This is a genomic window from Moorena sp. SIO3H5, assembly GCF_010692395.1.
Taxonomy (GTDB): domain Bacteria; phylum Cyanobacteriota; class Cyanobacteriia; order Cyanobacteriales; family Coleofasciculaceae; genus Moorena.
This window is the reverse complement of sequence record NZ_JAAHHS010000027.1, coordinates 1-23,262: the sequence shown is the minus strand read 5'-3', so window position 1 is coordinate 23,262 and position 23,262 is coordinate 1. Positions and strand designations below refer to the sequence as shown.

The 23,262-nt window shown below is 43.8% G+C and carries 18 protein-coding genes and 1 pseudogene; 8 read left to right on the top strand and 11 right to left on the bottom strand.

What is annotated here, in order from left to right; genetic code table 11:
• Position 1: 1 nt before the first annotated feature.
• From F6K52_RS04825 to F6K52_RS04815, 3 genes are all read right to left on the bottom strand, one after another.
• Complete coding sequence (locus F6K52_RS04825; RefSeq protein WP_293074788.1) at positions 2-3,616, bottom strand: LamG domain-containing protein; 3,615 nt, start codon at positions 3,614-3,616, stop codon at positions 2-4.
• 326 nt (positions 3,617-3,942) lie between these two features.
• On the bottom strand, positions 3,943-4,080 hold the full coding sequence (locus F6K52_RS04820; protein ID WP_293074785.1) for a hypothetical protein: 138 nt from the start codon (positions 4,078-4,080) through the stop codon (positions 3,943-3,945).
• Between the two features lie 127 nt (positions 4,081-4,207).
• Positions 4,208-4,414 (bottom strand): hypothetical protein, encoded by a 207-nt coding sequence (locus F6K52_RS04815; protein ID WP_293074783.1) that lies wholly within the window; start codon positions 4,412-4,414, stop codon positions 4,208-4,210.
• 750 nt (positions 4,415-5,164) lie between these two features.
• Here F6K52_RS04815 and F6K52_RS04810 point away from each other — a divergent pair.
• Positions 5,165-6,091: a helix-turn-helix domain-containing protein gene (locus tag F6K52_RS04810; RefSeq protein ID WP_293074780.1), complete on the top strand. Its 927-nt coding sequence runs from the start codon at positions 5,165-5,167 to the stop codon at positions 6,089-6,091.
• A 303-nt stretch (positions 6,092-6,394) separates the two neighbouring features.
• On the opposite strand, the gene F6K52_RS04805 is transcribed toward F6K52_RS04810, so the two are convergent.
• The 3 genes from F6K52_RS04805 to F6K52_RS04795 all read right to left on the bottom strand — a co-directional run bounded on the left by F6K52_RS04805 (position 6,395) and on the right by F6K52_RS04795 (position 9,970).
• Positions 6,395-8,767, bottom strand: a complete 2,373-nt coding sequence (locus tag F6K52_RS04805) for a peroxidase family protein (RefSeq protein WP_293074776.1) — start codon at positions 8,765-8,767, stop codon at positions 6,395-6,397.
• 674 nt (positions 8,768-9,441) lie between these two features.
• A complete protein-coding gene (locus F6K52_RS04800) occupies positions 9,442-9,606 on the bottom strand; it encodes a hypothetical protein (RefSeq protein ID WP_293074772.1) in 165 nt (54 codons plus the stop codon).
• Positions 9,607-9,712: 106 nt separating this feature from the next.
• Complete coding sequence (locus F6K52_RS04795) at positions 9,713-9,970, bottom strand: hypothetical protein (RefSeq protein ID WP_293074769.1); 258 nt, start codon at positions 9,968-9,970, stop codon at positions 9,713-9,715.
• Positions 9,971-10,025: 55 nt separating this feature from the next.
• On the opposite strand from F6K52_RS04795, the gene F6K52_RS04790 reads away from it, so the two are divergent.
• A complete protein-coding gene (locus F6K52_RS04790; RefSeq protein ID WP_293074767.1) occupies positions 10,026-10,232 on the top strand; it encodes a hypothetical protein in 207 nt (68 codons plus the stop codon).
• 5 nt (positions 10,233-10,237) lie between these two features.
• Positions 10,238-10,597, top strand: a complete 360-nt coding sequence (locus F6K52_RS04785; protein WP_293074764.1) for a hypothetical protein — start codon at positions 10,238-10,240, stop codon at positions 10,595-10,597.
• Between the two features lie 343 nt (positions 10,598-10,940).
• Here the strand turns inward: F6K52_RS04785 and F6K52_RS04780 are convergent, their stop codons facing one another.
• Positions 10,941-11,495 carry a Uma2 family endonuclease gene (locus F6K52_RS04780; protein ID WP_293074859.1) on the bottom strand — a complete coding sequence of 185 codons (555 nt, stop codon included), beginning with the start codon at positions 11,493-11,495 and terminating at the stop codon, positions 10,941-10,943.
• Between the two features lie 279 nt (positions 11,496-11,774).
• Between F6K52_RS04780 and F6K52_RS04775 the strand changes: the two genes are divergently transcribed.
• A complete protein-coding gene (locus F6K52_RS04775) occupies positions 11,775-11,975 on the top strand; it encodes a hypothetical protein (protein WP_293074761.1) in 201 nt (66 codons plus the stop codon).
• A gap of 510 nt (positions 11,976-12,485) precedes the next feature.
• On the opposite strand, the gene F6K52_RS04770 is transcribed toward F6K52_RS04775, so the two are convergent.
• Both F6K52_RS04770 and F6K52_RS04765 read right to left on the bottom strand, forming a co-directional pair.
• Positions 12,486-13,457 carry a homogentisate phytyltransferase gene (locus F6K52_RS04770; RefSeq protein WP_293074757.1) on the bottom strand — a complete coding sequence of 324 codons (972 nt, stop codon included), beginning with the start codon at positions 13,455-13,457 and terminating at the stop codon, positions 12,486-12,488.
• Positions 13,458-13,779: 322 nt separating this feature from the next.
• Positions 13,780-15,147, bottom strand: coding sequence for an NAD(P)/FAD-dependent oxidoreductase (locus F6K52_RS04765; RefSeq protein ID WP_293074754.1), 1,368 nt, complete (start codon positions 15,145-15,147; stop codon positions 13,780-13,782).
• A gap of 443 nt (positions 15,148-15,590) precedes the next feature.
• Here F6K52_RS04765 and F6K52_RS04760 point away from each other — a divergent pair, with 443 nt between their 5' ends.
• The 4 genes from F6K52_RS04760 (at position 15,591) to F6K52_RS04745 (ending at position 21,699) form a co-directional block, all read left to right on the top strand.
• Positions 15,591-17,108 carry a glycosyltransferase gene (locus F6K52_RS04760; RefSeq protein ID WP_293074751.1) on the top strand — a complete coding sequence of 506 codons (1,518 nt, stop codon included), beginning with the start codon at positions 15,591-15,593 and terminating at the stop codon, positions 17,106-17,108.
• Positions 17,109-17,390: 282 nt separating this feature from the next.
• Positions 17,391-18,557, top strand: a complete 1,167-nt coding sequence (locus tag F6K52_RS04755; protein ID WP_293074747.1) for a class I SAM-dependent methyltransferase — start codon at positions 17,391-17,393, stop codon at positions 18,555-18,557.
• A 105-nt stretch (positions 18,558-18,662) separates the two neighbouring features.
• Entirely contained in the window at positions 18,663-19,355 is a 693-nt protein-coding gene (gene surE / locus F6K52_RS04750; RefSeq protein ID WP_293074744.1) for a 5'/3'-nucleotidase SurE, read from the top strand.
• Between the two features lie 427 nt (positions 19,356-19,782).
• Positions 19,783-21,699 (top strand): bromoperoxidase, encoded by a 1,917-nt coding sequence (locus F6K52_RS04745; protein ID WP_293074741.1) that lies wholly within the window; start codon positions 19,783-19,785, stop codon positions 21,697-21,699.
• 339 nt (positions 21,700-22,038) lie between these two features.
• Here F6K52_RS04745 and F6K52_RS04740 read toward each other — a convergent pair whose 3' ends face one another.
• Together F6K52_RS04740 and F6K52_RS04735 are read right to left on the bottom strand one after the other, a co-directional pair.
• The gene (locus tag F6K52_RS04740) at positions 22,039-22,824 is read right to left on the bottom strand and encodes a Sir2 family NAD-dependent protein deacetylase (RefSeq protein ID WP_293074738.1); all 786 of its coding nucleotides are present in this window, start codon (positions 22,822-22,824) and stop codon (positions 22,039-22,041) included.
• Positions 22,825-22,912: 88 nt separating this feature from the next.
• Positions 22,913-23,026 (bottom strand): annotated as a pseudogene (locus F6K52_RS04735) (agmatinase); the annotation flags it as partial.
• Positions 23,027-23,262 lie beyond the last annotated feature (236 nt).

The window sequence follows — 23,262 nt, the reverse complement described above, 5'->3', positions numbered from 1 at the left end:
CCTACAGGACAATGCGATCGCCTTTGACCAGAGGCAAATCAAGCACTGGACTATTTTCGTCGAGGTAGATAAACCGATAGCTAGGTTCGTTAGACACCCCTTCGTGTAACAGGCGACTCAACCTCGGTTTTCCGGTAGAGTTCAGTAGGGATTCTCCCAGGGATACTGACGGAATACTGACATGTTGCTCCATCAGTTGTCGTAAAGTCGTTCCCACCGGAACAAATACCGGTTGTTCCTGTAGCACCACCGTAATTTCTGGAATCACTGTTGCCCGTCCTCGGAAATAAAAGCTAGCAACGTTTGTCTTTTTATCCAGGTCTGTTACTGTTGTTGCCCCCATAATGGTTGCGGCCTGTCCGGGATCGAGGGAACCTGCAGAGGGAGCTGCCAAACTAGGATACACCAGCCGCAAGTAGGGTTTTTGATAGCCAACTTTAAAGGTATCCAGACTACTTCCAGCCCCTACCGTAGCAATATCTGTGGTCACATAGGGCTGAATTTGGGACAAAAACCCATCAAAATTAATCATTAGGTTAGTGCCATCCCGATAACTGTTGAGGCTATAGTAGGACGTGCCACTGCCCACAAACCCTGAATTAGCCGTATATTGGGCTGGATGAACAAACTGATAGTTTTGGTAATCGACCCGTAACCGCATTCCAGCTTGCAAATCCACTGAGCCATTAACGCTATCCAAGCCGTAGTAGTAGTAGAGAATTTCCTCAACCAACAACGGCATCCGTTCAGCAATGCGGGTTTTTACCAGGGTGAGGGTACCAGCAATCAGATTACTGTTGGTATCTAGTTGAGCAATAAAGTTGTCGTAATCGGTCTTAAGTTGATCTAGCCAATTGTCAGTGCTTTCCGGAGGAGTGATGGTCAGGGTGCAGCTTTGATCGGCATTTTCTGTAAGGGTAAAGATGCCTGTGGTGCTGGAGATGTTATTGGACTCCGCAGCAGTGCTGAATAACTGGGGCAATGTTGTGGTTTGGGTAATCCCAGCAGAGTCGTTGCCATTGCCCAAATAAATAACAGGTTTTTCCTCCACCACCGTAAAGTAGTAGTCCGCTTGATGGCGAAACTGTTGTGCAAAGATGACATCTATTTGGGAGTTTAACCTTGCCAAAATCGCTTCCAGGATGTGATTGGGAGTCAGCGGTGGGCGGACTAGGGTAAACTCCGGCACTGTAAAGGTGTTTACCGTCCCTGCTTGATCTGTCCAATCAAAGGTTCCAGAGACTTTTGCCAAAAAGCCTAACTCAGTCAGTTCCAGGATTACAGTGGCGTTCATCACTGATGCGATCGCTACCTGGTCGATAATCTTTTGGGAAGTACCGGGTTCAAAGATAGGACCCAAGGTAACTTCAAACGGTAGAGTTAAATTTCTTTGCCCTTCCAGGACAAACTGCTCATTGCGCCACCAGCCATGGAGTACAAGGTTTTCTCCCAACCAATTGCCCTTGAGAACCACTTTCCCATCTTCAATCCCCAGGGGGTCAAATTGACTCCGTTGTTGATCGTTACGAGCAAAGAGTAGCTTGAAATCTACCGTCCAATCAAATGGGCGATAATCCCTTAATTGGGGGAGTACTAGTTCAGGCACAGAGGTGATGGAAGACATCTGCCATATCTCCCCGGTGGTATCTGGTTTCAGGAATAGACACAACCCCTCTAGGGTATTAATTTGTCCTAATCCAATTTGAAAATCGAATTCCGGTGAATTGAGGGCAAGTTTACCCGGTGCATCGGCTTGAACTGCCGTAAAGGGAATTGAGGTTTTCCATAACGTGCTATCCACTTGTCCCCACTTAAAGTACCAGCTTGGGGAGCTTCCAGCTTCTGATTCCCATTCCAGGGCAATCTTGGTGAAGTCAAACTCAGGAGTAACTTCCCGGATTTCAGAGGTGTCAACCTTAAGATTGAGCTTAGACTCTGAATAATGCTCTACATCCGGCATACCCTCCAAAGTCAGTTGAGCAATTAGGGGTTGGTTCAAAGGACTGGGCATATTAGTCAGCGTCAGGTTGCCCAAAATTTCAATAGTGGGGTAGTAGCGCTGGTAAATCGCCTCTGGTGTCAGGGCAGAGTCATAAATTGCCACCTCGTAGAGTTCCCCTTCCCAAGGGAAATCTTGATTCCTTCGGGAGTTGCCCCTGCCATCGCTAAATAAAACATCATTTGCTAACGCTAACTTAACAGCAGGGTGATTTGTCCAAGGCTGAAGTTCGGGATCATAATTCCTATCTTTCCAAGGATTATCCTCCTCATCATCCCGACTTTCCCAACGATTGTCGTCATCATCATCCCGACTTTCCCAACGATTACTCCTCTGAGTCCAATTTCTCCAACGATTACTCTGCTGATTCCAATTTCTCCAAAAATGACGCTCCTGATTATCGCTATTAATCCATTTAGAATTGTCTAGCTGCCCATTGAGATACACCTTGGCATTATCACTCTCATCCCCGAAGTTATTCTGTGAGAAAGTATAGACAACATAGGTTAGCTCGTCGGTTGTTACTGTGTCGGGACTTGTGGTCAGGATTTGCCAATATCGGTTTCTATCATTAGTGTTGGTGCGCAATAGCACACTATACTCGTCGTGATGGTACCAATCCCCCGACCAGCGATTGCCATAATCCTTTAGCCATTCTGAATCCCCTTGAGCGAGAGTCACACAGGGATTTTGAGGATCTTCGGATAGAGTAACGACTATAGCTGGGTATTTTTGACCCGTTTTGCTAGGCTTAATCCAGGTTGCAATAGTGATTTCGTTGCTCTCTTGGAATGCCTTGATCAGTTTGCTAGCAGAACTTAGGTTTGCCGCTTCTAGGGTGGCATTTTCACTCTCGATCAAGCCATCTTTAACAGCGATAGAGCCTAATCCCCACTCCACTGTTTCTGGCTCCGTTTGAATCCGTAAGTCGATGGCGGGTGCATCTTCGCTATTCCTCAAGGAGCAATCATAAACCCATTCTCCCGACTTTTCACCAAACCAATAGAGCACCTGGGGTTGAAGAGGATTTGACCCAGGTTTCACCGTAAAAGTCGTCAACTCTAAATTGCCCCAGGGTTGAATCGGGATTTCCTGAGGATTATTGGCATTGTAATTAAAAATCAGTTCAGAGCCATCGCTCACCCCGGCCTCAAGGACAATATCTTGACCAGAGAAAACCGCCGTTACTGTTCCACTGACAGTGGCGGTTTCGGAATTAAGTTGCTGGGTAAAACTCAGATTTAAATCTTTGAAATAAGTTGAACCTTCCGGACTAAATCCAAAAGAGTCAGTAGATTGAACCCCTAACGTAAATGAATCGCTGTTGTAGGTTAGTTCAATATTATAAAATGCATCGAAAGGTGAAGCAGGTAATCCCGGTAAGATTAGGTTAGCTTGATAAATGCTCTTATCAAGGGTTTCTCCAGGTTTTAGAATTTGTGCAACTGATGATTCGGCTAGAAACTCGGAGATTGTTTGTTTGCTATAGCGCTCTTTATCGAGTCCCTCAGGAATTGTAATCCAATAAATCTGGAAACCAGTCTGAGCATCAATCTCGTATTTAAAGTAGTACTCAGAACCTAGACTCAATAATGTTATAAATCCGTATGCGAGCATAAAAATTCCCTTGAATTCTATCTAAGGATTCAGCAACGTTGGTTATGGAATCAAACCAGGAGCAAGTGCAGTTTTATCAAGTTGAGCCGGTCTAGCTTGCTCAACATCTATCACAGACCACCCCTAAGTAGAGCATTTTTTTTACTAAACTTAATATTTACTAAACTTAATCAATTAGCCGATAAATTAGCAGTATTTTGCCAAGGATTCTTAGGCCGAGAGCCACTCCAGGTTTTTCCTGGATGTCCTTGCTATCTGCATGGTTGACGTTTAGATTTTTATCCTGTATCTTGTTTTTATTAATTTCTGATTTTTCTTTTTTTTGACTAGGTCTGTGTGATAGCGGCTTTGATAAAATTTTGCGTTCTAATTCTGCTACTTACAGACAGTTTATCTATTTTTTGTTTCAGTTCTTCTATTGTTGCTTGCTGCTGAGCTATAGCCTTCGCTACAGTAATGAGCATTTCTACCACTCCCTCCTTCGGCAACTGCTTGAATCGTTGTTGATTTAGTTCTATCGGCTTTTATTTGGTCACGATCGCAATCCTATCTCTTTGTATCGCTCTTGTCAATACCCTACACCCTAAATCCTTACTTTAGTCGGGGAAAAAAAAATGACTTGGCAGTTATAACCACCGTGAGAAGTTGACATTTTGTTTCCAACATGTCTTTTATAGCAATTCTACGACTTGTGAGGTACAAATGTCTTGGTTTTAGGGAGCAGGGAGCAGGGAGCAGGGAGCAGGGAGCAGAAAAGAGGAAAGTCGGAAGAGGGAAGTCAGAAGAGGGAAGAGGCAAAAATTTTGTGTACCTTATAGCTACACAAAACGCTATTTTTGCTAAACTTTGATTAGTAGAGCGAAACGATAAAACTTTGATTTTGCTTTAGGAAATAACAAGTTAAAATACTGCTAAGTATTATAGATAAATTAATAAACTTTACCAATAATAATATTGGCTTATAAAAGTCTTATTAAAGCATAAATTTACGATAAATAAAGCAAACAAAATCATGCCTGAAATTATTGCCAAAGATTAGCTGATAATTCTTAAGCATATGCGCGCTCGCGGACGCTACACCGAACAGCATTCAGCCGTTGGCCAAAGGCCACGCTACACCGAACAGCTGTCAGGCGTTGACTACGGTAAGGGAATAGCCAACGGCTGAATGGTTAAAGTAAGCCAACTCAACGAAAGGGTAAAGACTCACACTGATATCAAGTTGGGGTCAAAGGTATAACTTCCTCTTCCACCAATCTCCCCATCTCCCCATTTCCCCATCTCTTTATCCAACCAATCTACTCTCTTTGAATGCAACTCGGTATAACCTGGAAATCCCCCAGCGCTCCGATTGTTCCCGCCGGGGGAGGATGCCAATGGAAACCATACCCTACAATGAGAGAGTTTTCCTATTTCTTCAGCCAATTGGCGATATTGTTAATTTTTGTTAACTTTTTATAAGTTCTATGGTGAGATGCCCAGGAGATGTTACTATCCGGTGTTTATGTATAAAAATTGTTAACGTGGATTAATGGGTGGAGAGATTTGGTGAGCCACTTAAGTCTAGAGCAAGAGGAGCAACTCCAGAAAATAGGGACTTATCTCAGCCAACTCAGGCAGGAGAAATCTATACCTATTCAGGAAGTCGCTGACAAAACCTTTATTCGATTGCATATATTGCAAGCCCTTGAAGCAGGGCAATCGGAGCGGTTGCCCGAGCCAGTTTACATTCAAGGCTTCATTCGTCGCTATGCAGAGTTTTTCGGTCTAGATGGTCCAGGGATAGCCAAAACATTTCCAGTTAATTCTGGATTGTCCTTGAAAACCGAGAACACTGATAATACCGATAATACCGATAATACCGATAACACCGACAACACTGAGTCTGGTGCTTTAGTCTTGTATACCGGTACCTCTTCAGAAGAGAAATCTCAGACTCCAAACTCTCCTCAAAAGATTCCTAAGATTCTAGCCAAAAGCAAGACTGTTAAGACTGTAGCCAAAAGCATAGAACCCTATTATCCTTACATCATAATAGTAAGCTTGGTCAGTGTTGCTGGTGGACTAATTTATCTACTCAACACCGTTTTCACCTATCTCACTAATCAACAGATCGAAAACTCATCCGTTGTTCAGGAGCAGACAACCCCAGATAAACCAGAACAACCAGCACCAGCCCCTAAGCCCGAACCTAAACCACCCCCCACACCCAAACCTTCCCCATCTAATCCATTAATTAAAGTACGCTTGAGTATTACAGAGCAAACTTGGGTACGAGTGGTAGTTGATGGCAAAATCGAGTTGGAAGACACCTTACCCAAGGGATATCAGAAAACCTGGATTGCTAAACAAAAACTGACTGTTAGATCAGGGAATGCGGGAGGTGTTTTGTATAGTGTGGATCAACAGCAACCAAAATCCCTCGGGAAACGTGGTGCTGTTGTACAAAGGAGTTTTAGCTTAGCTGCTCAGTAAATTAGTGGCACTAGCTTGTAGGGTGGGCAAAAAGCGTTTGGTTATGCGTGAGTATTGTAAGCATATGCGCTACGCGCACGCGTGCGCGTTCAGCCGTCAGCTATCAGCTATCAGGTAGCAGGCGCTTTAACTGCACGGGGTCGGATCAGTAAAACGAGCAGGGATTTTCAACCAGCCGTAGCAGCACCCCCCAGCTTGTTTACTACCTCCCGTTGATTAGCTGACGGCTGAGGGCTGATAGCTGAATGCTTACTGAGTATTCAGGATTAGATTACTTTGCCCACCCTACTGGAAGATTAACTATTATAAAATAGTCAGGTCAATCACTAGATCGTTAAAGTCGCGATCGCTTTCTTCACTGTCATTAGCACTTAAATCTTCAAAGGCGAATGTGAATGTGTTGTCACTGCTATTTCCAAGTTCAAGGATGTGGCTCATGCCATCACTGTTAGCAGCTGTGAAAGCAAATAATACCTCAGCATCGCCATTTTCTACATCATCCAAATCCCCATCTGTAACTAAGTAGGGAGCTAGGAGAGAGCCACCAGGGAGAGTAACATCAAAATTCACCGTGGTCAAGTTTTCCTCTACGTTGAATTCAACCACGCTAGCATCAATAGCCGCTTCTGCATAACCGTCTTGGCCAGGCGTAAAAGATTGACCAGTGATCGAATCAATTATCGTTCCCTGTTGATCAGCAATTACATAAAAGCCAATTAAATTGTCATAGTCCGCCTCTCTAGTCACAGTTGCTGTAGCTTGTCCCGACAAGCCGGTTAAATCTAGCAGTCCATCAGAGGAAGGATTGTTGTCGGAGCTGATTATAAAGGCATTGTCTGCAATTGTAGTAATTTCGGTGTTGAGCTTGATAATGTCAGCAAAGGTCACTTCCTTTATCGCTGCAATTTCCTCTTGGGTAAAGAAACCGCCATCTTCAATCGGTCTCTCGAACCAAAAGCGGTCAGCATCCCGTATCCGCTCGTATTGCTCCCATAGCATTGCTTGAATAGTTTCTCCGGCACTCGATGGAGCAACAGCATCTTCTGCAAATAGCCCAATCAATAAGTCGATATCTTCTACAGTGTTGTAGAGGTTTTCGAGAGTATTTGCCAACTCTGAATTTGAAGTAATTTCGGCAAAAGTAGTCACCCGTGGTAGACCGAGACTGGTTCGCACTTGGTTATAGTCAGCCAAACCATGATCTCGTCCCCGTTGCTGATTAGCAGAGTAAAGGTCAAATCCGATCGCTCCTGGTACTAAAGCATTGCGCAGGTCAAAAACTATATTAGTATCAACGTCTTCAGTAATTGTTTGACTCGCACCGCGCAAGATATTATCTATATCGCTACTATCATTGATATTTGGTGAACTAAATGTGCTCAGTAATGGCAAACTTGTGAGATTACCATCCGCATCAATAGTGTCGATACGGTTATTGGTTTGGGTATGACCAACACGAAGACCAGCAGCAGCAAATTCACTAGTAACTTCTGGAGTTTGATTAGAGTTATAGCCACTGTAGTCCGTGATCACATTACCCAACATCAGGGGGAGCCACTCGTACAGCACAATAGTTTGATATTGGGCAATATTAATCTGGCGAGAGCGTTGATATATCTGCTCATCTGTCCAGTCAGTATGAAACCGATAAAGTTCTTGGGCAAGGCGGTTGTGGTTACGCATCCAGAGGGTATGCTGGGATGCCAAACTATCGTTCTCGTTAACTCGTGTATCCCCCGCTAGAAAACCCACATCCATAAAAGCCCCTTTACCACTGATCAGTTCTCCATCAGCACCTGTGATGTTAAGGGGTAACAAGTCGTCATTAGTGGTAACTGTTTCATCTGAGAAGACGTTGAGGCGACCTTCTGAAAAAGCACGAATTGCTTGATATTCTTCTTCAGTAGACCCATAAACTACAGAAAGATCAAGCCAAGAGGTAACAATATTAATGGCTTGTCCTGGGCTCCCAGACTCCCCAGTACCGGGTAAAAAGGCATCCCGTTCAAAGTCAAACTGCAAGCCACCATCTGCCTGTGTAGAAATTTCTTGAGTGGGAGGAGTGTTTGGTGGAAAATTCGGGTCATCTGCGGGAATGTCAATGGGGAAATTGAGTGATTCTAACCGGTTTTCGTTCTCTTCTTTTGACCCATTCGCTGCTAAATCAGTGTCGTGGTTGACAAACTGACCAAAAGCCCAAATGAAAGCACTTAAGTCATTGCCATTGGGATCAGACTCTCCTTCTTCTAAGTTAGAAGTGGCATTGCTGATCACTCGGGTACTAGGGCGATCGGGTGGGTTAAGCAATACAAAAGGCGCATCAGGTACATTGCTTAATCCCTCTGTATTGGATATGACATTCAATCCCAATCCATTTAATCGGTCTGCTTCGGCTTGGGTAAATATCGGAATCGGTTGGCGAGTAACAGTATTGCCATCTATACCAATCAGAGCATTGCCTTCTGCATCAAATGCAATACCCGCCGGTGACTGGATTCCGTCTTCATACTCAATTGGACCCAAACGCAGCAAGGGCGTATTAGGGATACCCAAAGAAACTTGGTCTAAATTATTCCTACTGCCGTCGATCCGGCGAATGGTAATCCCTTCATCGTTTACAACTAATGTACTGTCCGCAAATGGGTCTCGTTGAAGAACACTGTTGAGATTTGTCATAACATTACATTTAAATAAACCTAAGGCTTATCTATAAGAGTTCCCAATCGTAAGAAAAAAAATCCTAGAGGTTACGTTAAATTAGGATGTTTTGTTGTACAGCTGATACTAGAATCGACCCCTGAAAGTCTAGCTATTTTTAGGTAGTTTTATGGTTGACCTTTAGGGTTGACTGTGGTTAGCTGACAAACGTCACGAATAATATTCTGTTACCTTTAGAGCTTCTGAAAGCTTAGACTATAGATTTAATAATTGCTAAATTATTTTATATATTTTTTTATTTTTATCTAGATTGAGTCATAAACTAAAGTAGTTTAACAGGTTTGATTGGATACTAACTTAAGTTATTCTGAGAGGATTGTAAATACGTTTCCATAGTCTATATCAAATCTTTAATTCTCTGATGGAATGTATTTGATATGTTTACATTTACTACTTTTTTTGCCTTATAAGAGCTTTCTATCAAAGAACAGGTGACCGAAAAAAATCTGTGTACCTAATAGTTATAAAAACGCTGCAGCTGATAGCTTATAGTTTACATACAAAGCTATCCCTTAGCATTTCTTTCAGAACATCGTTTTTTTTAGGTGTAATTTTTATGATAATTTTTAGCGCATAACGACCTTTGATTAAATAAAAAAACCCCTGAAACTCTTTTGCCTCTTGCCTCTTGACTATTGCCTCTTGACTATTGCCTCTTGACTATTGCCTTTTGCCTCTTGACTATTGCCTTTTGCCTTTTGCCTTTTGCCTTTTGCCTTTTGCCTTTTGCCTTTTGCCTTTTGCCTTCTAGCTTCTGCCTTTTGCCTTCTAGCTTCTGCCTTCTGCCTTGCATCCAATACATTTTTATTATTGCCAACGGATGTGGTATGATAACTCTTTGACTTAGATAAACAAAAAAAAATATAAAGACAAGGCTTCAATAAAATTTACAAAAATCCTAACTCAAGGGGTGACTGGACTTGACGGCTTAAGTTCACTAACGTCACTGGTAGATCCAGAATTAGCGGCGTTGCTAAATCTTCTTTTGAATAACAGTAGAGTGGGCATCCTGCCCGCACGAAAATAAGGAGGAAACTGGCAAGATGCCAGTTCTACCAAGATGCCAGTTCCACCAAGATGCCCATTCCACAAAGATCCTGAACGGGCAAGATGCCCATTCCACAAAACTCTTAAAATCATTCCATTATTAAGCAACGCCATTAAAAGATCTTCCAATCTCCCATCAATTACGCTCACCGATAGCAATACTTGCCCGATGGATTGGGTAAAAACGCTCCGGAAGCGTTTCGGCAAAGCCGACGCTACGCGAACGCGTAGCGTGGCCTACGGCCTCAGCTTCCGCCAAAGGCGATTAGCCCGAAGGGCGTTGGCTAGCGATCGCTCAAACCAATGGTATAATACGATTTCCAGACAAACCCACCAACTTCAACTAGCTGGAAATAGCAACAATAAACAGCAATAAAAAACATGAAGACAATCAAAACTAGCCTAAGCAAAGTGTTAACTGTAGCCCTAGTAGCACTAACAGTAATCGTCACCTTCGCGCTTAATCCCGGGGAAGCACTTGCCGGGTATTGCTGCGGAGGAAAGGTCACTTACCTGCAGAATCCCGATGAGCACTTTTGCGTAGTTGAAGTTACTCCTGATTATGACTATCTGCTTGCTAAACTACATAACGAATCTTCCAAGGTAGTAAAAGTACGAGACTCAGCTATGCACCAGTCAACCGTCATAGACCCAAATGAGGATATAGTCCTGCCCCTGCCTGAGTATGGTGCCTTCTTTCTAGTGGAAGGAGACGGACCAGTGGACTTTGAGTGCGAATGATAAAAGCACCAAGCTATATTACTAGATAATCAATTGTTATTTCAGCTAGTTTTTCCCTGAAATAACCACACCCTTAGAAATTGATTATCTTTGGCATAGCCGCTCAATAGGTTACAACGCTTAACCACTCGACGCTATCTGTAAGCCAAGGAGTGCGAGGTAATAACCAAAAACATCAAAACCCCGAGAGATTATAGTAATGTAGATCTTGTCGGGGTATTTTTCTGTCAGTATTCAGTCGTCAGTGGTCAGCCGTCAGCAGTCAGCTTTTGTTATTCAAAACTCGTGCGTGGCACAGGCTTCTAGCCTGTGATAGCGCATTAGCTGATAGCTTACCAATTTATTACCAAAAACCATCGAGACTGAGAACAAAATTAGGCAAAATTGGTTCTCCTAATAATTTATCAGGCTGCTTTAATACTAATTTAGGTTTCCCAAATTGATAAATCTCCACTTGCTTGGCTAATCGGTTGAATAACCAACCCAATTTTACGCCATTCTCTAAGTATTCCTGCATTTTTAGTTGGGCTGGTTTCAGGTTGTCGTTGGGAGACATTAATTCGATTACAAAATCTGGTGCTAGGGGTGGAAATTTTTCCCGTTGTGCCAGTGTCAGAGCCTCCCATCTTTCCCGCTTAACCCACGCTACATCGGGTGAACGATCAGCTCCGTTAGGTAAATGAAATCCTGTGGATGAGTCAAAAACTATTCCTAGTTGAGATTGTTCATTCCAGATTCCCAAACGAATCAGGAGATTAGCATTTCTTGCTCCTGTTTCTCCACCAGTTGGAGCGATAATTACCAAATCTCCTTGTACGGTTCGCTCTAGTTTCCAGTCGGGATTAGCACAACACAGGTCGTAAAACTGTTGGGATGTTAATCTGGCATTTTCTGGCATCCTCAAGATTGATTGTGTCATGAGCAAAGGGAACAGGGAATAGGGAATAGGGAGCAGGAAAGACAATCCTGTGTAGCTGATAGTTATGCAAACTGCTGTAACTATATTAGTTATTATAGCAATTCTACACAAGTTTGATAATTGCTATATTTCATAACATTGCTGTTTTTTATTAATCCTAAAATTCCCTAAAAAAAACTTTTTAAAAACCCTTGACAAACAAAAATATAATCATTACAATAATCATTAAATAACCACAATGAGTTCAATTGTTAAATTATGCGACAAGGATTTACTCAAAACTTCAAAAAACAAGCTGCTCAGCACACTTTGAAAGGGTCTCGGGAAGCAGTAATTTATAGTATGCAGAGGATGTATGCCCTAGGTTATGCAGAGATTTGCGAATGGACTCCTCTGGAGCCGACTGACGTTCCAGGCGAAGTGATGACTACACTCAACAAGTATTGGCTGTTGCCATAACACCTTGAATTTCTGGGGGGTTTCCCCCCAGTCAAAAATTCCGGTCTGCTCAAATAGGATCACATCAGGTTAGGTTTAGGAACTGAGTGACATAGGTATGCAGCGCACCTAAAACAATTTCAACGGACTTATTGTGGAATTGAAATAGCCGTGGATAGTATTTCCACGGCTATTTTTTTGTAAGTATTCAGCTATTAGCTTATGTGCTACGCACACGCTACGCGAACAGCTATCAGCTATCAGCTTATGTGCTACGCACACGCTACGCGAACAGCTATCAGCTATCAGCTTATGTGCTACGCACACGCTACGCGAACAGCTTTCAGTAATCAGCTATCAGCTATCAGCTGATACTTCACAGGCTTCTAGCCTGTGCCACACTATAGCTTTTACTACTTCCCCTTGATTAGCTGAGGGCTGTTCGCGTAGCGTGGCCAAAGGCCTTCGGCTGACTGCTGACGGCTGACAGCTGAATGCTTACGCGCTGTTTATTCGATTAATTGAGAAATCTTATAGTCTAAAAAGACAAGCCGCTGGGAATATCAAATATTCCAGGAAAAAGAGTTTCCAGATAAACTGATAAAAACTAGCGATCGCATTTTTATCCTCCAAGTCTACCTGGTAAGAGCGCCACCACATTACTGCTAATGCGACCAGATGGGTCCCTACCAAGAAGAGGATATTTACTGAACCGAGGAGCAGCACACTAGCTAGCACCATCGCCAGATAGCAAGCAGTAATCACCCCCCGTGCTATATTAAATACCGCCAATTTACCGAGGCGGATGGTAAAGGTAGTGATATTGAAACGCTTATCCCCATCGATATCTGGGACATCTTTGAATATTGCGATCGCAACGGAAAAGACTAAGATAAACCAGGTCAATGCCCACACTGCTGCGGTGGGCATCATCACTTGTGCCTGTTGCAATGCCCAACTAAAGTGTAAAAACAGACCTACATTAACGATTGCTCCCCGTACTGAAAAAATACATAGCGCTGCCCAAAAGGGAAACCGCTTCAGCCGGATTGGTGGCAAGGAATAGGATGTACCAATTGCCAAACTAATACTGACCATCAACAACAACCACGGTCCCAATAACCAAGCCAACAGTAGCGCTAGGATACCAGTTACCGCTACAATCCCCTGACCGAGTTGCAGAGAAAACTCCCCTGCAGCCACTGGAAGATGGGGTTTATTAATCCGGTCAATCTCCACATCGTGCAATTGATTTAGTCCTACGATATAGACATTGCCGCACAAACAAGCAATCCAAGCTCCCAGCAGTTGACCGAACCCTTGCCAAGTCCAACCACTGTTAGTCATGGACACAGCAATGACATAGAGGGCAAAAATACTTAAACTCGTCCCAATAATCGTATGGGGACGAGAAAATTTCCATAAACTGTACAGCCAAGCGGCTGGTTGCTCCAATAGATTAATCGAGGAAGGAGTAGATGTTTTAGAGGAAATCTGACTCATGGATTAGGTTAATAGTATTAGGGATTAGGGGTGAGAGTAATAGTTTAATTACTAAAGCCTAGTGTAAGGGTCAGTGGTCAGCGGTCAGCGGTCAGCGGTCAGTCGTTGGCCAAAGGCCACGCTACGCGAACAGCGGTCAGTCGTCAGCTTATTTTATTCAAAAGCTGTTCGGTTTACCTTGGCCTACGGCCATCAGCTTATGCGCACGCGTGCGCGTAGCGCTAATCGCTGACCGCTGATAGCTGTTCGCGTAGCGTGTGCGTAGCACATAAGCTGATAGCTGATAGCTGATAGCTTACCTTAATCCCTAATCCCTAAAGTCCTACACCTGTACCGGCGTCCGATAATCTCTTCTCTCTTCGAAATTGCCTGCTGGTTCTTCCTCAAGGTTGGTAATTAAACGAACCCCGCGCTTAAAGGTAAGGTAATGCCATGCCCACTGAATCATGACCAGCAACTTGTTATCAAACTCAATCAGGAAGAAGATGTGGATAAAAATCCAGGCTAGCCAAGCGGGGAAACCAGAGAACTTAACAAACCCCAAATCCACTACTGCGGCATTGCGTCCAATCACCGCTAAATTGCCATAATCCTGGTAATGAAAATCGGGTAAGGTCTCCTCCTTAAGGCGCTTCTGAATCAGAGTAGAGACATACTTACCTTGTTGCATCGCCACTGGCGCAACTCCTGGTAGGGGCTTACCAGTTTGATGAGAGAAATTCGCCAAATCACCAATCACAAAAATATCCGGATGTCCGGCCAAGCTCATATCCGGTTGTACTATCACCCGTCCAGCCCGGTCTAACTCCGCACCAGTCGCGTTTGCTAGCGCCTTGCCCATGGCAGACGCTTTCATCCCTGCTGCCCACAGAACAGTTTTGGCGTTAATTTCCTCTACCTGCTCTCCTCGACGCATGGTAACTATATCATTATCAATATTAGTAACTAGAGTCTTTGTCTGTACTGTTACTCCTAACCGTTCCAGAGAATTTTGGGCTTTTACTGATAACTCCGGTGGGTAAGGAGGCAAAATCCGATCCATCCCTTCCAACAGCAAAATCCTCGCCTCGGAAGTATCAATGTCGCGGAAGTCATTTTTTAAGGTGTCGTAAGCTAATTCTGCCATCGCCCCGGCTAATTCCACTCCAGTTGGTCCGCCTCCTACTAGCACAAAGGTCAACCAAGCGCGACGTTTCTCAGGGTCAGTTTCTTTTTCTGCGGCTTCAAAGGCAGAATAAATCCGACGTCTAATGTCTAGAGCATCTTCAATGGTTTTCAAACCAGGAGCGTCTTTTGCCCATTGATCATTACCGAAGTAGTGGTGGCTAACGCCAGTGGCCACGATCAGGGAGTCGTAAGATAGTTCTTTGTCTGCTAGTTGAACGGTTTTCTGGTTCGGGTCAAGACCAATTACTTTCCCCATCAGCACTTGAGTATTTTTATGGTGACTCAGGATTGCCCGCAGGGGTGAGGAAATATCACCAGCGGATAAGCCCCCGGTAGCCACTTGGTAGAGTAGGGGCTGGAACAAATGAAAGTTCCGTTTATCGATTAGAGTTACTTTCACTGGTGCCTTTCTCAGAGCCTGAGCAGCATAGAGTCCACCAAATCCGCCACCAACAATGACCACATGGTGAGGAGTAGTGGTCTTTGCTTCACTAACTGTAGAACTAACCGTAGAACTAACCATATAATGTCTTACCTCTCCTGAATTTATTTACTATTGATTACGAATAAGTTCCCTGCCTGAACCGAAGACCTTTTGCAAAAGTCAATTATTAGGAGGTAACTATCGTAGTTATCACGCTGTTGTTGGCTATTTACGCAAGAGGTCTCGTTTTTCCCGATGCTTCTTAATATAATTTAACATTAAAAAGTGTTAAATGTATCGCGAAAAGCACCCAATTTCATAATAAAATTATAAGTTTAATTTTTAGTTAACATAAGATCCCCAAAACAAGCTCAAGCTGGATTGTCAATCCCAGGAATTGTAAGGGTTTGCTAAAGCACTACCCATTAAAAGGACATTGATACAATCAGCAAAAGCTGTTTTAGTCAACTATTGCCTCTTGCCTCTTGCCAATGCCATTGCGCGTAGCGCTATAACAGTTGGTTTTTATTCGAGTCAGTGTGATGCACATTGGATTTCTCAACCCTCACGGTAATTTTGACCATAAAAATAGCTACATTAGCGAACATCCCGATTTCGGTGGTCAGTTGGTTTATGTCAGGCAAGTGGCAGATGCGATCGCAAAACAAGGTCACCAAGTAGATATTCTCACCCGCCAAATCCTTGATCCGGATTGGCCAGAATTTGCCGAGACCTTTGATGGCTATGGGAGTGTAGACAACCTCCGGATTATCCGATTGCCAGCCGGACCACAACAGTTCCTGCGCAAAGAATTGTTATGGCCCCATCTCCTCCAAGACTGGGTAGCAAACATCCTGGAGTTTTATCGAGAGGAAGGTAAATTCCCCGATATCATGACTACCCACTACAGTGATGGGGGAGTGTGTGGGGTGCTGATTGAGCAACAGACAGGGATACCTTTTACTTTCACAGGTCATTCCCTGGGGGCTCAAAAAATGGATAAACTCCAGGTCACTCCTGAGAATCTGGCTCAAATCGATCACTATTACAATTTCCGATACCGAATCCTAGCGGAACGGTTGAGCATGAACCATTCAGCCCTCAATATTACTAATACGGCACAAGAGCGGTTCCAACAGTACAGTCATCATGCTTATCGTGGAGCAGTGGATATAGAAGATGATCATCGATTTGCCGTGATTGCACCGGGAGTGAATAGCTCTGTTTTTGGTTCCGATGCGATCGCTCATAATGAAGAAGCGACTTATCAACTGATTGAAGAGCGATTGCGCAGGGACATCAGTGAGTCACGGCGCAATCTACCAGCTATCTTGGCATCCAGCCGTTTAGACCCCAAGAAAAACCTCCTAGGTTTGGTGCAAGCATTTGCTGAGGATGTGATAGTGCAACAGAAAGCCAATGTGGTGCTGATTACTGGTGGATTGGATAACCCCTTGCAGGAAAAAGCCCAGGATGAACAGACCGAAAAACTAGTAATCGGTCCGATCCGGGAAGTAGTACGAGAAAAAAATTTGTGGGGTAAAGTTAGCGCTTTTTCAGTACCCGATCAACCAGCACTAGCCGCTTCCTATCGCTATTTTGCTCAGCGTGGTTCCGTGTTTACTCTTACCTCCCTGTTTGAACCCTTTGGTCTTGCTCCTTTAGAAGCAGCAGCAGCTGGATTACCGATAGTGGTAACAAAAAATAGTGGTGTTGGTGAAAGTCTAAAAGTAGGAGATGAAGACTATGGGATGTTAGTTGATCCCAATGATCCAGCAGATATTGCTAGAGGCATCAGGGAAATACTCTGTGATCAACACCTGTGGCAAAGGTTGCATAAACTTTGTCAGCAGTATGTTTTGGACTATTACACCTGGGATAGCACCGCTTTAAACTACTTGAGCCGAATCAAACAGATTATTTCTGAACCATCAGCAAATCCTGCTGCTGAGTTACTTCCGATCCATTCCTATTTCTGTGATCCACAGCCAGATAATGATATTTCGTTGGAAGAATTGAGCTACTGGTATTTTGTTGAAGATTATAGCAATCCTATCTGATTCGTCAAATATATTAGCCGAAGAGTGGCGGAATATATCGCTACAACCCTTGCCCAGGGATGATTTACGAGTCTTAATAAAATACAAATAATTGAGGATTGCTATAGCTGTCGCGCTTTCTTTTGATACATTTTTTTGTTGTTACGATTTTTTATGATACAATGCTTTAAGAACAAAGTTAAAATTCATTAAAAGCCTGCTCCAGAGAGACTTAGCAGTTCGTTGAAGTGACAGATCTGAGTCGATAGACGTTTGAAGTTCTAGTAGAAACATACATTTGTTATGAAAGTAACTCCAGAGCAGATTAAGACTGTATACGATCAAAGCAATGCGGTTCAACATTACTTATCTAAGAGTCGTCGTGACGGTGTAAAAGTTGATTGGGAGGAGCCGTTCTCTCGTTCAGTGTTTAAGCAGGCGATCGCCCCAGTGAGAAAAAATAAGGGGGAGAAACTACGGGTTGTTGATATTGGTGCAGGCACAGGTGATGGATATGTTTTGCTATCAACGCTATTGTTAAAAGACCCTGAACTAAGTGGTAGGTATGAGCTAGAGTACTTGGGAGTTGATATTAGTAACCAAATGGTGGAAACTGCCATAAATTTATATGGTAACCACAGTAACGTTGGGTTTGAATGTGCGGATATTCGGACTAGCAAGCTCGCTCGGCCCTTGGATTTATATCTTTCTTGCGGCGTTCCCTACTCTCATCTGACTCACAAGGAGCTTGACCAAGCCTTAACGATGATTGTGACCAATGTTTGCGAGAATCGCTCCCGGTGTGCTGTGATTGTGGATGTTTTGGGGCGCTACAGTATCGAGTGGACACCCCAATGGCAGAACAGCCGTTGGAATTACTCCATGAGCTTTTTCCAGAGCGAAGGGGATAAAGACCCTACATGGATGAGTTTTTACTCCCATGAACACTTGCAAGAAATTATGCAGCAGGCAGCGAATGCCGTAGGCTGTCCTGTTGAGAAGTTTGAGTTTTTCGATCGCTCGATTATGGTTGGTCGCCATACCTCAACGAGGCAGTTTAACCCAAAGTTGCCCCAGTATCGGGACCTAGTCAATAGTTTGCTCTCACCCTCACAACAGACAGACTTGAGCCAACTAATCTTTCAAGTCGAGTTAGGAGCGGCACCAGAGCATATCTTAGATTTCTTCAGCAAATTCTCTGGTTGGTGGAACCGTTTGGTGAGTGACGCCACAGAGCTATTGGGTGAGCCTTTGGCGGTCGCGACCGTTGAGTTGCCCCCTGAAGTTCAAGGATTTAAGGCAGCGGCTCAGCAAGAATTACAAGAGATTTCTGACAAACAGCTGTACCGACAGAAGGTCGAGTCTATGCTAGCTCAAGCGTTGCGGAAATTAGAAGAGACGCAACAACCAGGCTATGGTGTGGGTCATGACCTATTTGGTGTCATGTGGTTAGACGCCACCAGACTCTAGCTTTTGTAGCTTATTGATACTTTAAGTGGTTAGTAGGTCAGTAGAGATGGTATTTGCTCTGACTGATCTGCTATCCTCATTTTGTTTATCGGTGGAGCTGGGATTATGGCTTTTTTAGTAACCAATGATGATGGGATTGATGCTCCCGGCATTCACGCATTGCACAAAGCATTATTCCAAGTAACAAGCGATCGCATAGCGGTGGTTGCGCCTAAACACCACCAGTCCGGCTGTGGCCATCAGGTCAATATTCGCACAGTTATTCCAGTGGAATGGCGATCGCAGACTGAGGTGAGTGTAGACAGTACCCCCGCTGATTGTGTGCGTTTGGGGGTCAACTATCTCTACGACGATATCGAGTTTGTTGTCTCTGGGATTAATGGGGGCTGCAATCTGGGCTCAGACATTTATCCCTCAGGAACCATAGCGGCGGCTAGAGAGGCCACAATACACGGCCTGAACGCGATCGCTTTTTCTCATTTTAAGAGAACTGACTGGGAACTTGACTGGGAAAGAGCAACACAATGGACGGTGCAGGTATTGCACAAGTTATTAAACCAACCGTCTGAGCCTGGCACCTTCTGGAGCGTCAACTTTCCCCACCTAGAACCAGACGCAACCGAGCCAGAGATAGTCTTTTGTTCCCTCTGTACCCGTCCCCTACTCACAGAATTTGTAAAGCAAGAGGATGGATATCTTTATGTGGGAGATGACATCAATCGCAAATCTGATTCAGGAACAGACGTTGATGTGTGTTTGTCAGGAAATATTGCGATCACCCAGATTAGATTATCATAAATTCAAATAAGCCCGTTATAACATTTATTATAAGGTTAGGGAAAACCCGTTCAATATACCACCTATTTTAAAGCCTTTTCCTGCCTATATTCTGCCTAAGCATATGCCCTACTTCCCAGCGTCGAAGCCTGTGCCACGCACGCTACTTGAGGTGCAGTTACCCTCAGCCGTTGGCGTTGGGGTTTTCCCCAAACTTTCAATTCTCTAAAATCTCGAAGTATAAAATTCTCTCGCCAGAGATTTATTTTCAGCCCTTAGCTGTCAGCTATCATGCTGTCAGCTAAGGGCTTAATGCTTACAAAGCAACCCATTTTTTGTTGGCTGAAAAAAGTACCCTTGTGGGTACTGTCAGAGCTATAAATTACTTTTTACATTTGATATAGACATGTTCAAAACATATCAAAATTCTTTTTCCTAAGGAGTTCCCATGGCAAATCGTTCAGAGAAGTCTTTTGACGTTCGCCTCGACGCTGCAAAATTAGCCAGAAGTCGAGACTATCCTACCCATAAAGCCAATGGGGATGAACAGCGACATGCTGATGATCAGTATTTTATGTCCTTTACTAAAGGGCTACCCCACAACCCTGATACAGGGCTACTACAAGACCCACAGGATTTTGTCGCGTTTCGCCGTGCAATAGACGATGGCTTTATTGATCCCTTCACTGATCCGGTACGTCATGGTGCTAAATTTGAGGTAGTATTTACAGGTGAAGACTACACTATTAAGCCTGAGACTGACCCTGATCTACTTGAGAACTTTAGACAATGGGAAGCACCAACTGCAGGGGTTGTCTTTGAGCTAAACGGACCAGATCCACAAGCGGTTACCATGCCTCCGGCACCACCGTTAATCGATACTAACGGAAAGGCTAACCAAGAGCTAATTTTTGAGATAGCAGAAGTCTACGAATTAGCCATACTGAGGGATCAGCCCTTCAATGACTTTGAGAAAAGAGCAGCGAATAGCCAAATTGAGAGTTCTATCAATCGTCTCAATGCCCTCGACTATATTCGCAACCAAACTGGACGACCTCGTAAGGTGAATGCCAGAGGCAAGCTTGATGAGCAAACCGTATTCCGAGGCTCTTCTCCAGGAGTGGAAGTCGGTCCCTATCTCTCTCAGTTTCTACTGATTGGTAATGTTGATCTCAATGGTGGTGGCAGCGTTGCAGAAGGTAAAATTACCTATGGTGCTTTGCAAATTGATCAAAAGCTTCCCATTGCAACACCTAACCTAGATTACATGACCAACATGGAAGACTATGTCTTGGTTCAGCGTGGGATTAACCAAGAAACAGAAAGCTATGTTTTACAGAAGGATCAAAACCCTAAGCTACCAGATCGTCCAGCTCGTCGGTTTATCTCTACTCCCCGGGATTTAGCTACTTATGTTCATTACGATGCTCTCTATGAAGCGTATCTCAACGCTTGCATCATTCTGCTGGGCATGCAAACACCCTTCGATCCTGGTTTTGATCATCTTTCTGGGGGTGGTGTAGCAGCAGGTAATCCAGCAACCCGTCGCAATGCTGGTGGTTTTGCCCTCTATGGCGGTCCACACATCTTAACTTTAGTTACTGAAGTTGCCACACGAGCACTCAAAGCTGTCCGTTTCCAGAAGTTCAATAACCATATTCGCCTGCGACCAGAGGCATTGGCAGCCCGGATTGAACTATTACGGCGATTTCAAGACCTACCTAATGAAGCTAAAGCTACTGTACCCAGAGCATTAATCAAGTACATTAAAAGGTTCCAACGTGAACTAGAAACCAACGGTACTCTCAACTCAATTTTGGAACTAGCCAAGCAAAATGGCTCTGGCTCACCGAATTATCTACTACCAATGGCATTTCCTGAAGGGTCTCCCATGCACCCTGCCTATGGTGCAGGACATGCCACTGTTGCTGGAGCATGTGTGACCATGCTTAAGGCATTCTTTGATACCAGTGCAGTTTTAGTAGAAACACCAGTCAAAAACCCACAACCCGGACAAGCAAGGACACAGATCAGATTTAAACGCTTTAGCCCCAAAGATCAGGCTATTGTGTTCCGTGCCCCTGATCAATCTGCCTACACCAAAGGTGAAGCGACACTTGTTTCAGAGCGATCCAGGGATTTTCTGACTCTGGAGGGTGAGTTGAACAAACTGGCTGCCAATATTTCTATTGGTCGCAATATGGCTGGCGTTCACTACTTTACTGACTACTATGATAGTGTGCGCATGGGTGAAGAAATTGCCATCGGTATGTTAGAAGAACAAGCATTGACCTATTCCACTGATCCCTTTGTGCTGTCACTGCCAACCTTCGATGGAGACGTGATTCGGATTGGTGCCCGTTAAGGTCTGACCTGCTTAATGATGGGGATTTCGTTGAATACCCATCATTAAGGAGATGGGGAGATGGGGAAGATTTTGATTAAGGGTAATTGTAAACTATCAGCTGATAGCTCTTCGCGTAGCGTGGGCGTAGCGCATTAGCTGACGGCTGATAGCTTACGAGTAATTATACTAAAATGATATACTGTTATAAAATTTTTTCCTTGCATAAGTTTAATTTCTAATTTAAAGATTATCGGATTTTATAAAGGACGTAAAAGCTAATTATCGAAGCATTAGACTTCACTGAAACTCCCAGGAATTGATAAGCAAAGTGGTATTTACTCCCACCCCTGCAAAGAGTTAGCTTACCAGTCGTTTTTGGCATATATTCCACAATTTATCTAGTGTATCGGCAGCAGTAGATCTGATGTGGTAATTAGCTATTTCTGAAAGTACGGTCTCAGCAGGATTTATCTCTACTATGGGCACATTTAACCTACGAGCTTTATACAAAGGTTTAGTAATGTATTGGTAGTCTCTGGAGGTGCCGATCACAAACATGAGATCAATGGGAGCATTATTTAGGATCTTGAAAGTTTCTTCCGACGAACTCATATGATGTTCACCAAATAACTCAATATCCGGACGAATTAATCCTTCGCAAACTGGACATTTTGGTGGTAAATCCATCGGTTTACTATATCCGGCTAGGAGTTCTTCTGCAGTTGTCCTGTAAGAACAATTTACACAAAATAGTTCGGAGAGTTGTCCATGTACTTGAATCAAGTTTTTACTTCCGGCTGCGCGCTCGAACCCATCTATATTCTGCGTCAATACCCATGTACCTGGTTTCCAAGACTCGATTTGTGCAATGACCTCATGAGCACGATTGAATTTTGCTTTATGACAGGCTGCTCCAATTTGCCACAGATATTTCCACGTTACTTCGGGACAAGATTCTAACATGTTTTTACTGATAGCTTCTTCGATTGGTATACCTTCTTGAGTGAGAACACCTTCAAAAAGTCCACCAACACCCCGATATGTAGGTAACCCGGAGTCTGCAGATAAACCGGCTCCAACAATGAAAAGAATAGACTCTGCCTTGAGAATGCAATCAGCAACAACACTCAGAATATCACCCATTCGTCTACAAAGCTCAACTTTCTAACTTTAGAACATTTCTCGATTCGAGTTAACAACTTATTTGAACACCCTGCAAACAAGCAAGCTTTTACAGAACTCTAGCTCCGACATTTCCATCCCACTCATCTCCAACATTACCAGGCGCAACCTCGCACAAATCAAAACCAATAATTGTTTTGCCTGTTTGAACTAGCGATCGCCAACGTCAAAGGGACGCCCAGCCTAACTTTCAACCCCCTTTTCACCCCCTCAGGCTCCCGCCATAATCTTCGATTTGGCGGTGAGATGAATTGCAACCAACAAACAAGAATGCAGGATTTATGCTGATCCGCATTTATTTGTTGTAATCTGGGGGGGCGACAAGCGCCCTGTAACCCTTGATATATCTTAAATTGAGCGAATTATGGTAAAAAAAGATAGGTCATAACTTGTCAATAA

Excerpts from the sequence above, each read along its gene's own strand:
- F6K52_RS04770 (WP_293074757.1), bottom strand. The coding sequence starts at position 13,457 with ATGAGTCAGATTTCCTCTAAAACATCTACTCCTTCCTCGATTAATCTA.
- surE (WP_293074744.1), top strand. The coding sequence starts at position 18,663 with ATGGCTTTTTTAGTAACCAATGATGATGGGATTGATGCTCCCGGCATT.
- F6K52_RS04785 (WP_293074764.1), top strand. The coding sequence starts at position 10,238 with ATGAAGACAATCAAAACTAGCCTAAGCAAAGTGTTAACTGTAGCCCTA.
- F6K52_RS04780 (WP_293074859.1), bottom strand. The coding sequence starts at position 11,495 with ATGCCAGAAAATGCCAGATTAACATCCCAACAGTTTTACGACCTGTGT.
- F6K52_RS04740 (WP_293074738.1), bottom strand. The coding sequence starts at position 22,824 with ATGGGTGATATTCTGAGTGTTGTTGCTGATTGCATTCTCAAGGCAGAG.
- F6K52_RS04755 (WP_293074747.1), top strand. The coding sequence starts at position 17,391 with ATGAAAGTAACTCCAGAGCAGATTAAGACTGTATACGATCAAAGCAAT.
- F6K52_RS04775 (WP_293074761.1), top strand. The coding sequence starts at position 11,775 with ATGCGACAAGGATTTACTCAAAACTTCAAAAAACAAGCTGCTCAGCAC.
- F6K52_RS04745 (WP_293074741.1), top strand. The coding sequence starts at position 19,783 with ATGGCAAATCGTTCAGAGAAGTCTTTTGACGTTCGCCTCGACGCTGCA.
- F6K52_RS04825 (WP_293074788.1), bottom strand. The coding sequence starts at position 3,616 with ATGCTCGCATACGGATTTATAACATTATTGAGTCTAGGTTCTGAGTAC.
- F6K52_RS04795 (WP_293074769.1), bottom strand. The coding sequence starts at position 9,970 with ATGGCGTTGCTTAATAATGGAATGATTTTAAGAGTTTTGTGGAATGGG.
- F6K52_RS04820 (WP_293074785.1), bottom strand. The coding sequence starts at position 4,080 with ATGCTCATTACTGTAGCGAAGGCTATAGCTCAGCAGCAAGCAACAATA.
- F6K52_RS04760 (WP_293074751.1), top strand. The coding sequence starts at position 15,591 with ATGCACATTGGATTTCTCAACCCTCACGGTAATTTTGACCATAAAAAT.
- F6K52_RS04805 (WP_293074776.1), bottom strand. The coding sequence starts at position 8,767 with ATGACAAATCTCAACAGTGTTCTTCAACGAGACCCATTTGCGGACAGT.
- F6K52_RS04790 (WP_293074767.1), top strand. The coding sequence starts at position 10,026 with ATGGATTGGGTAAAAACGCTCCGGAAGCGTTTCGGCAAAGCCGACGCT.
- F6K52_RS04765 (WP_293074754.1), bottom strand. The coding sequence starts at position 15,147 with ATGGTTAGTTCTACGGTTAGTTCTACAGTTAGTGAAGCAAAGACCACT.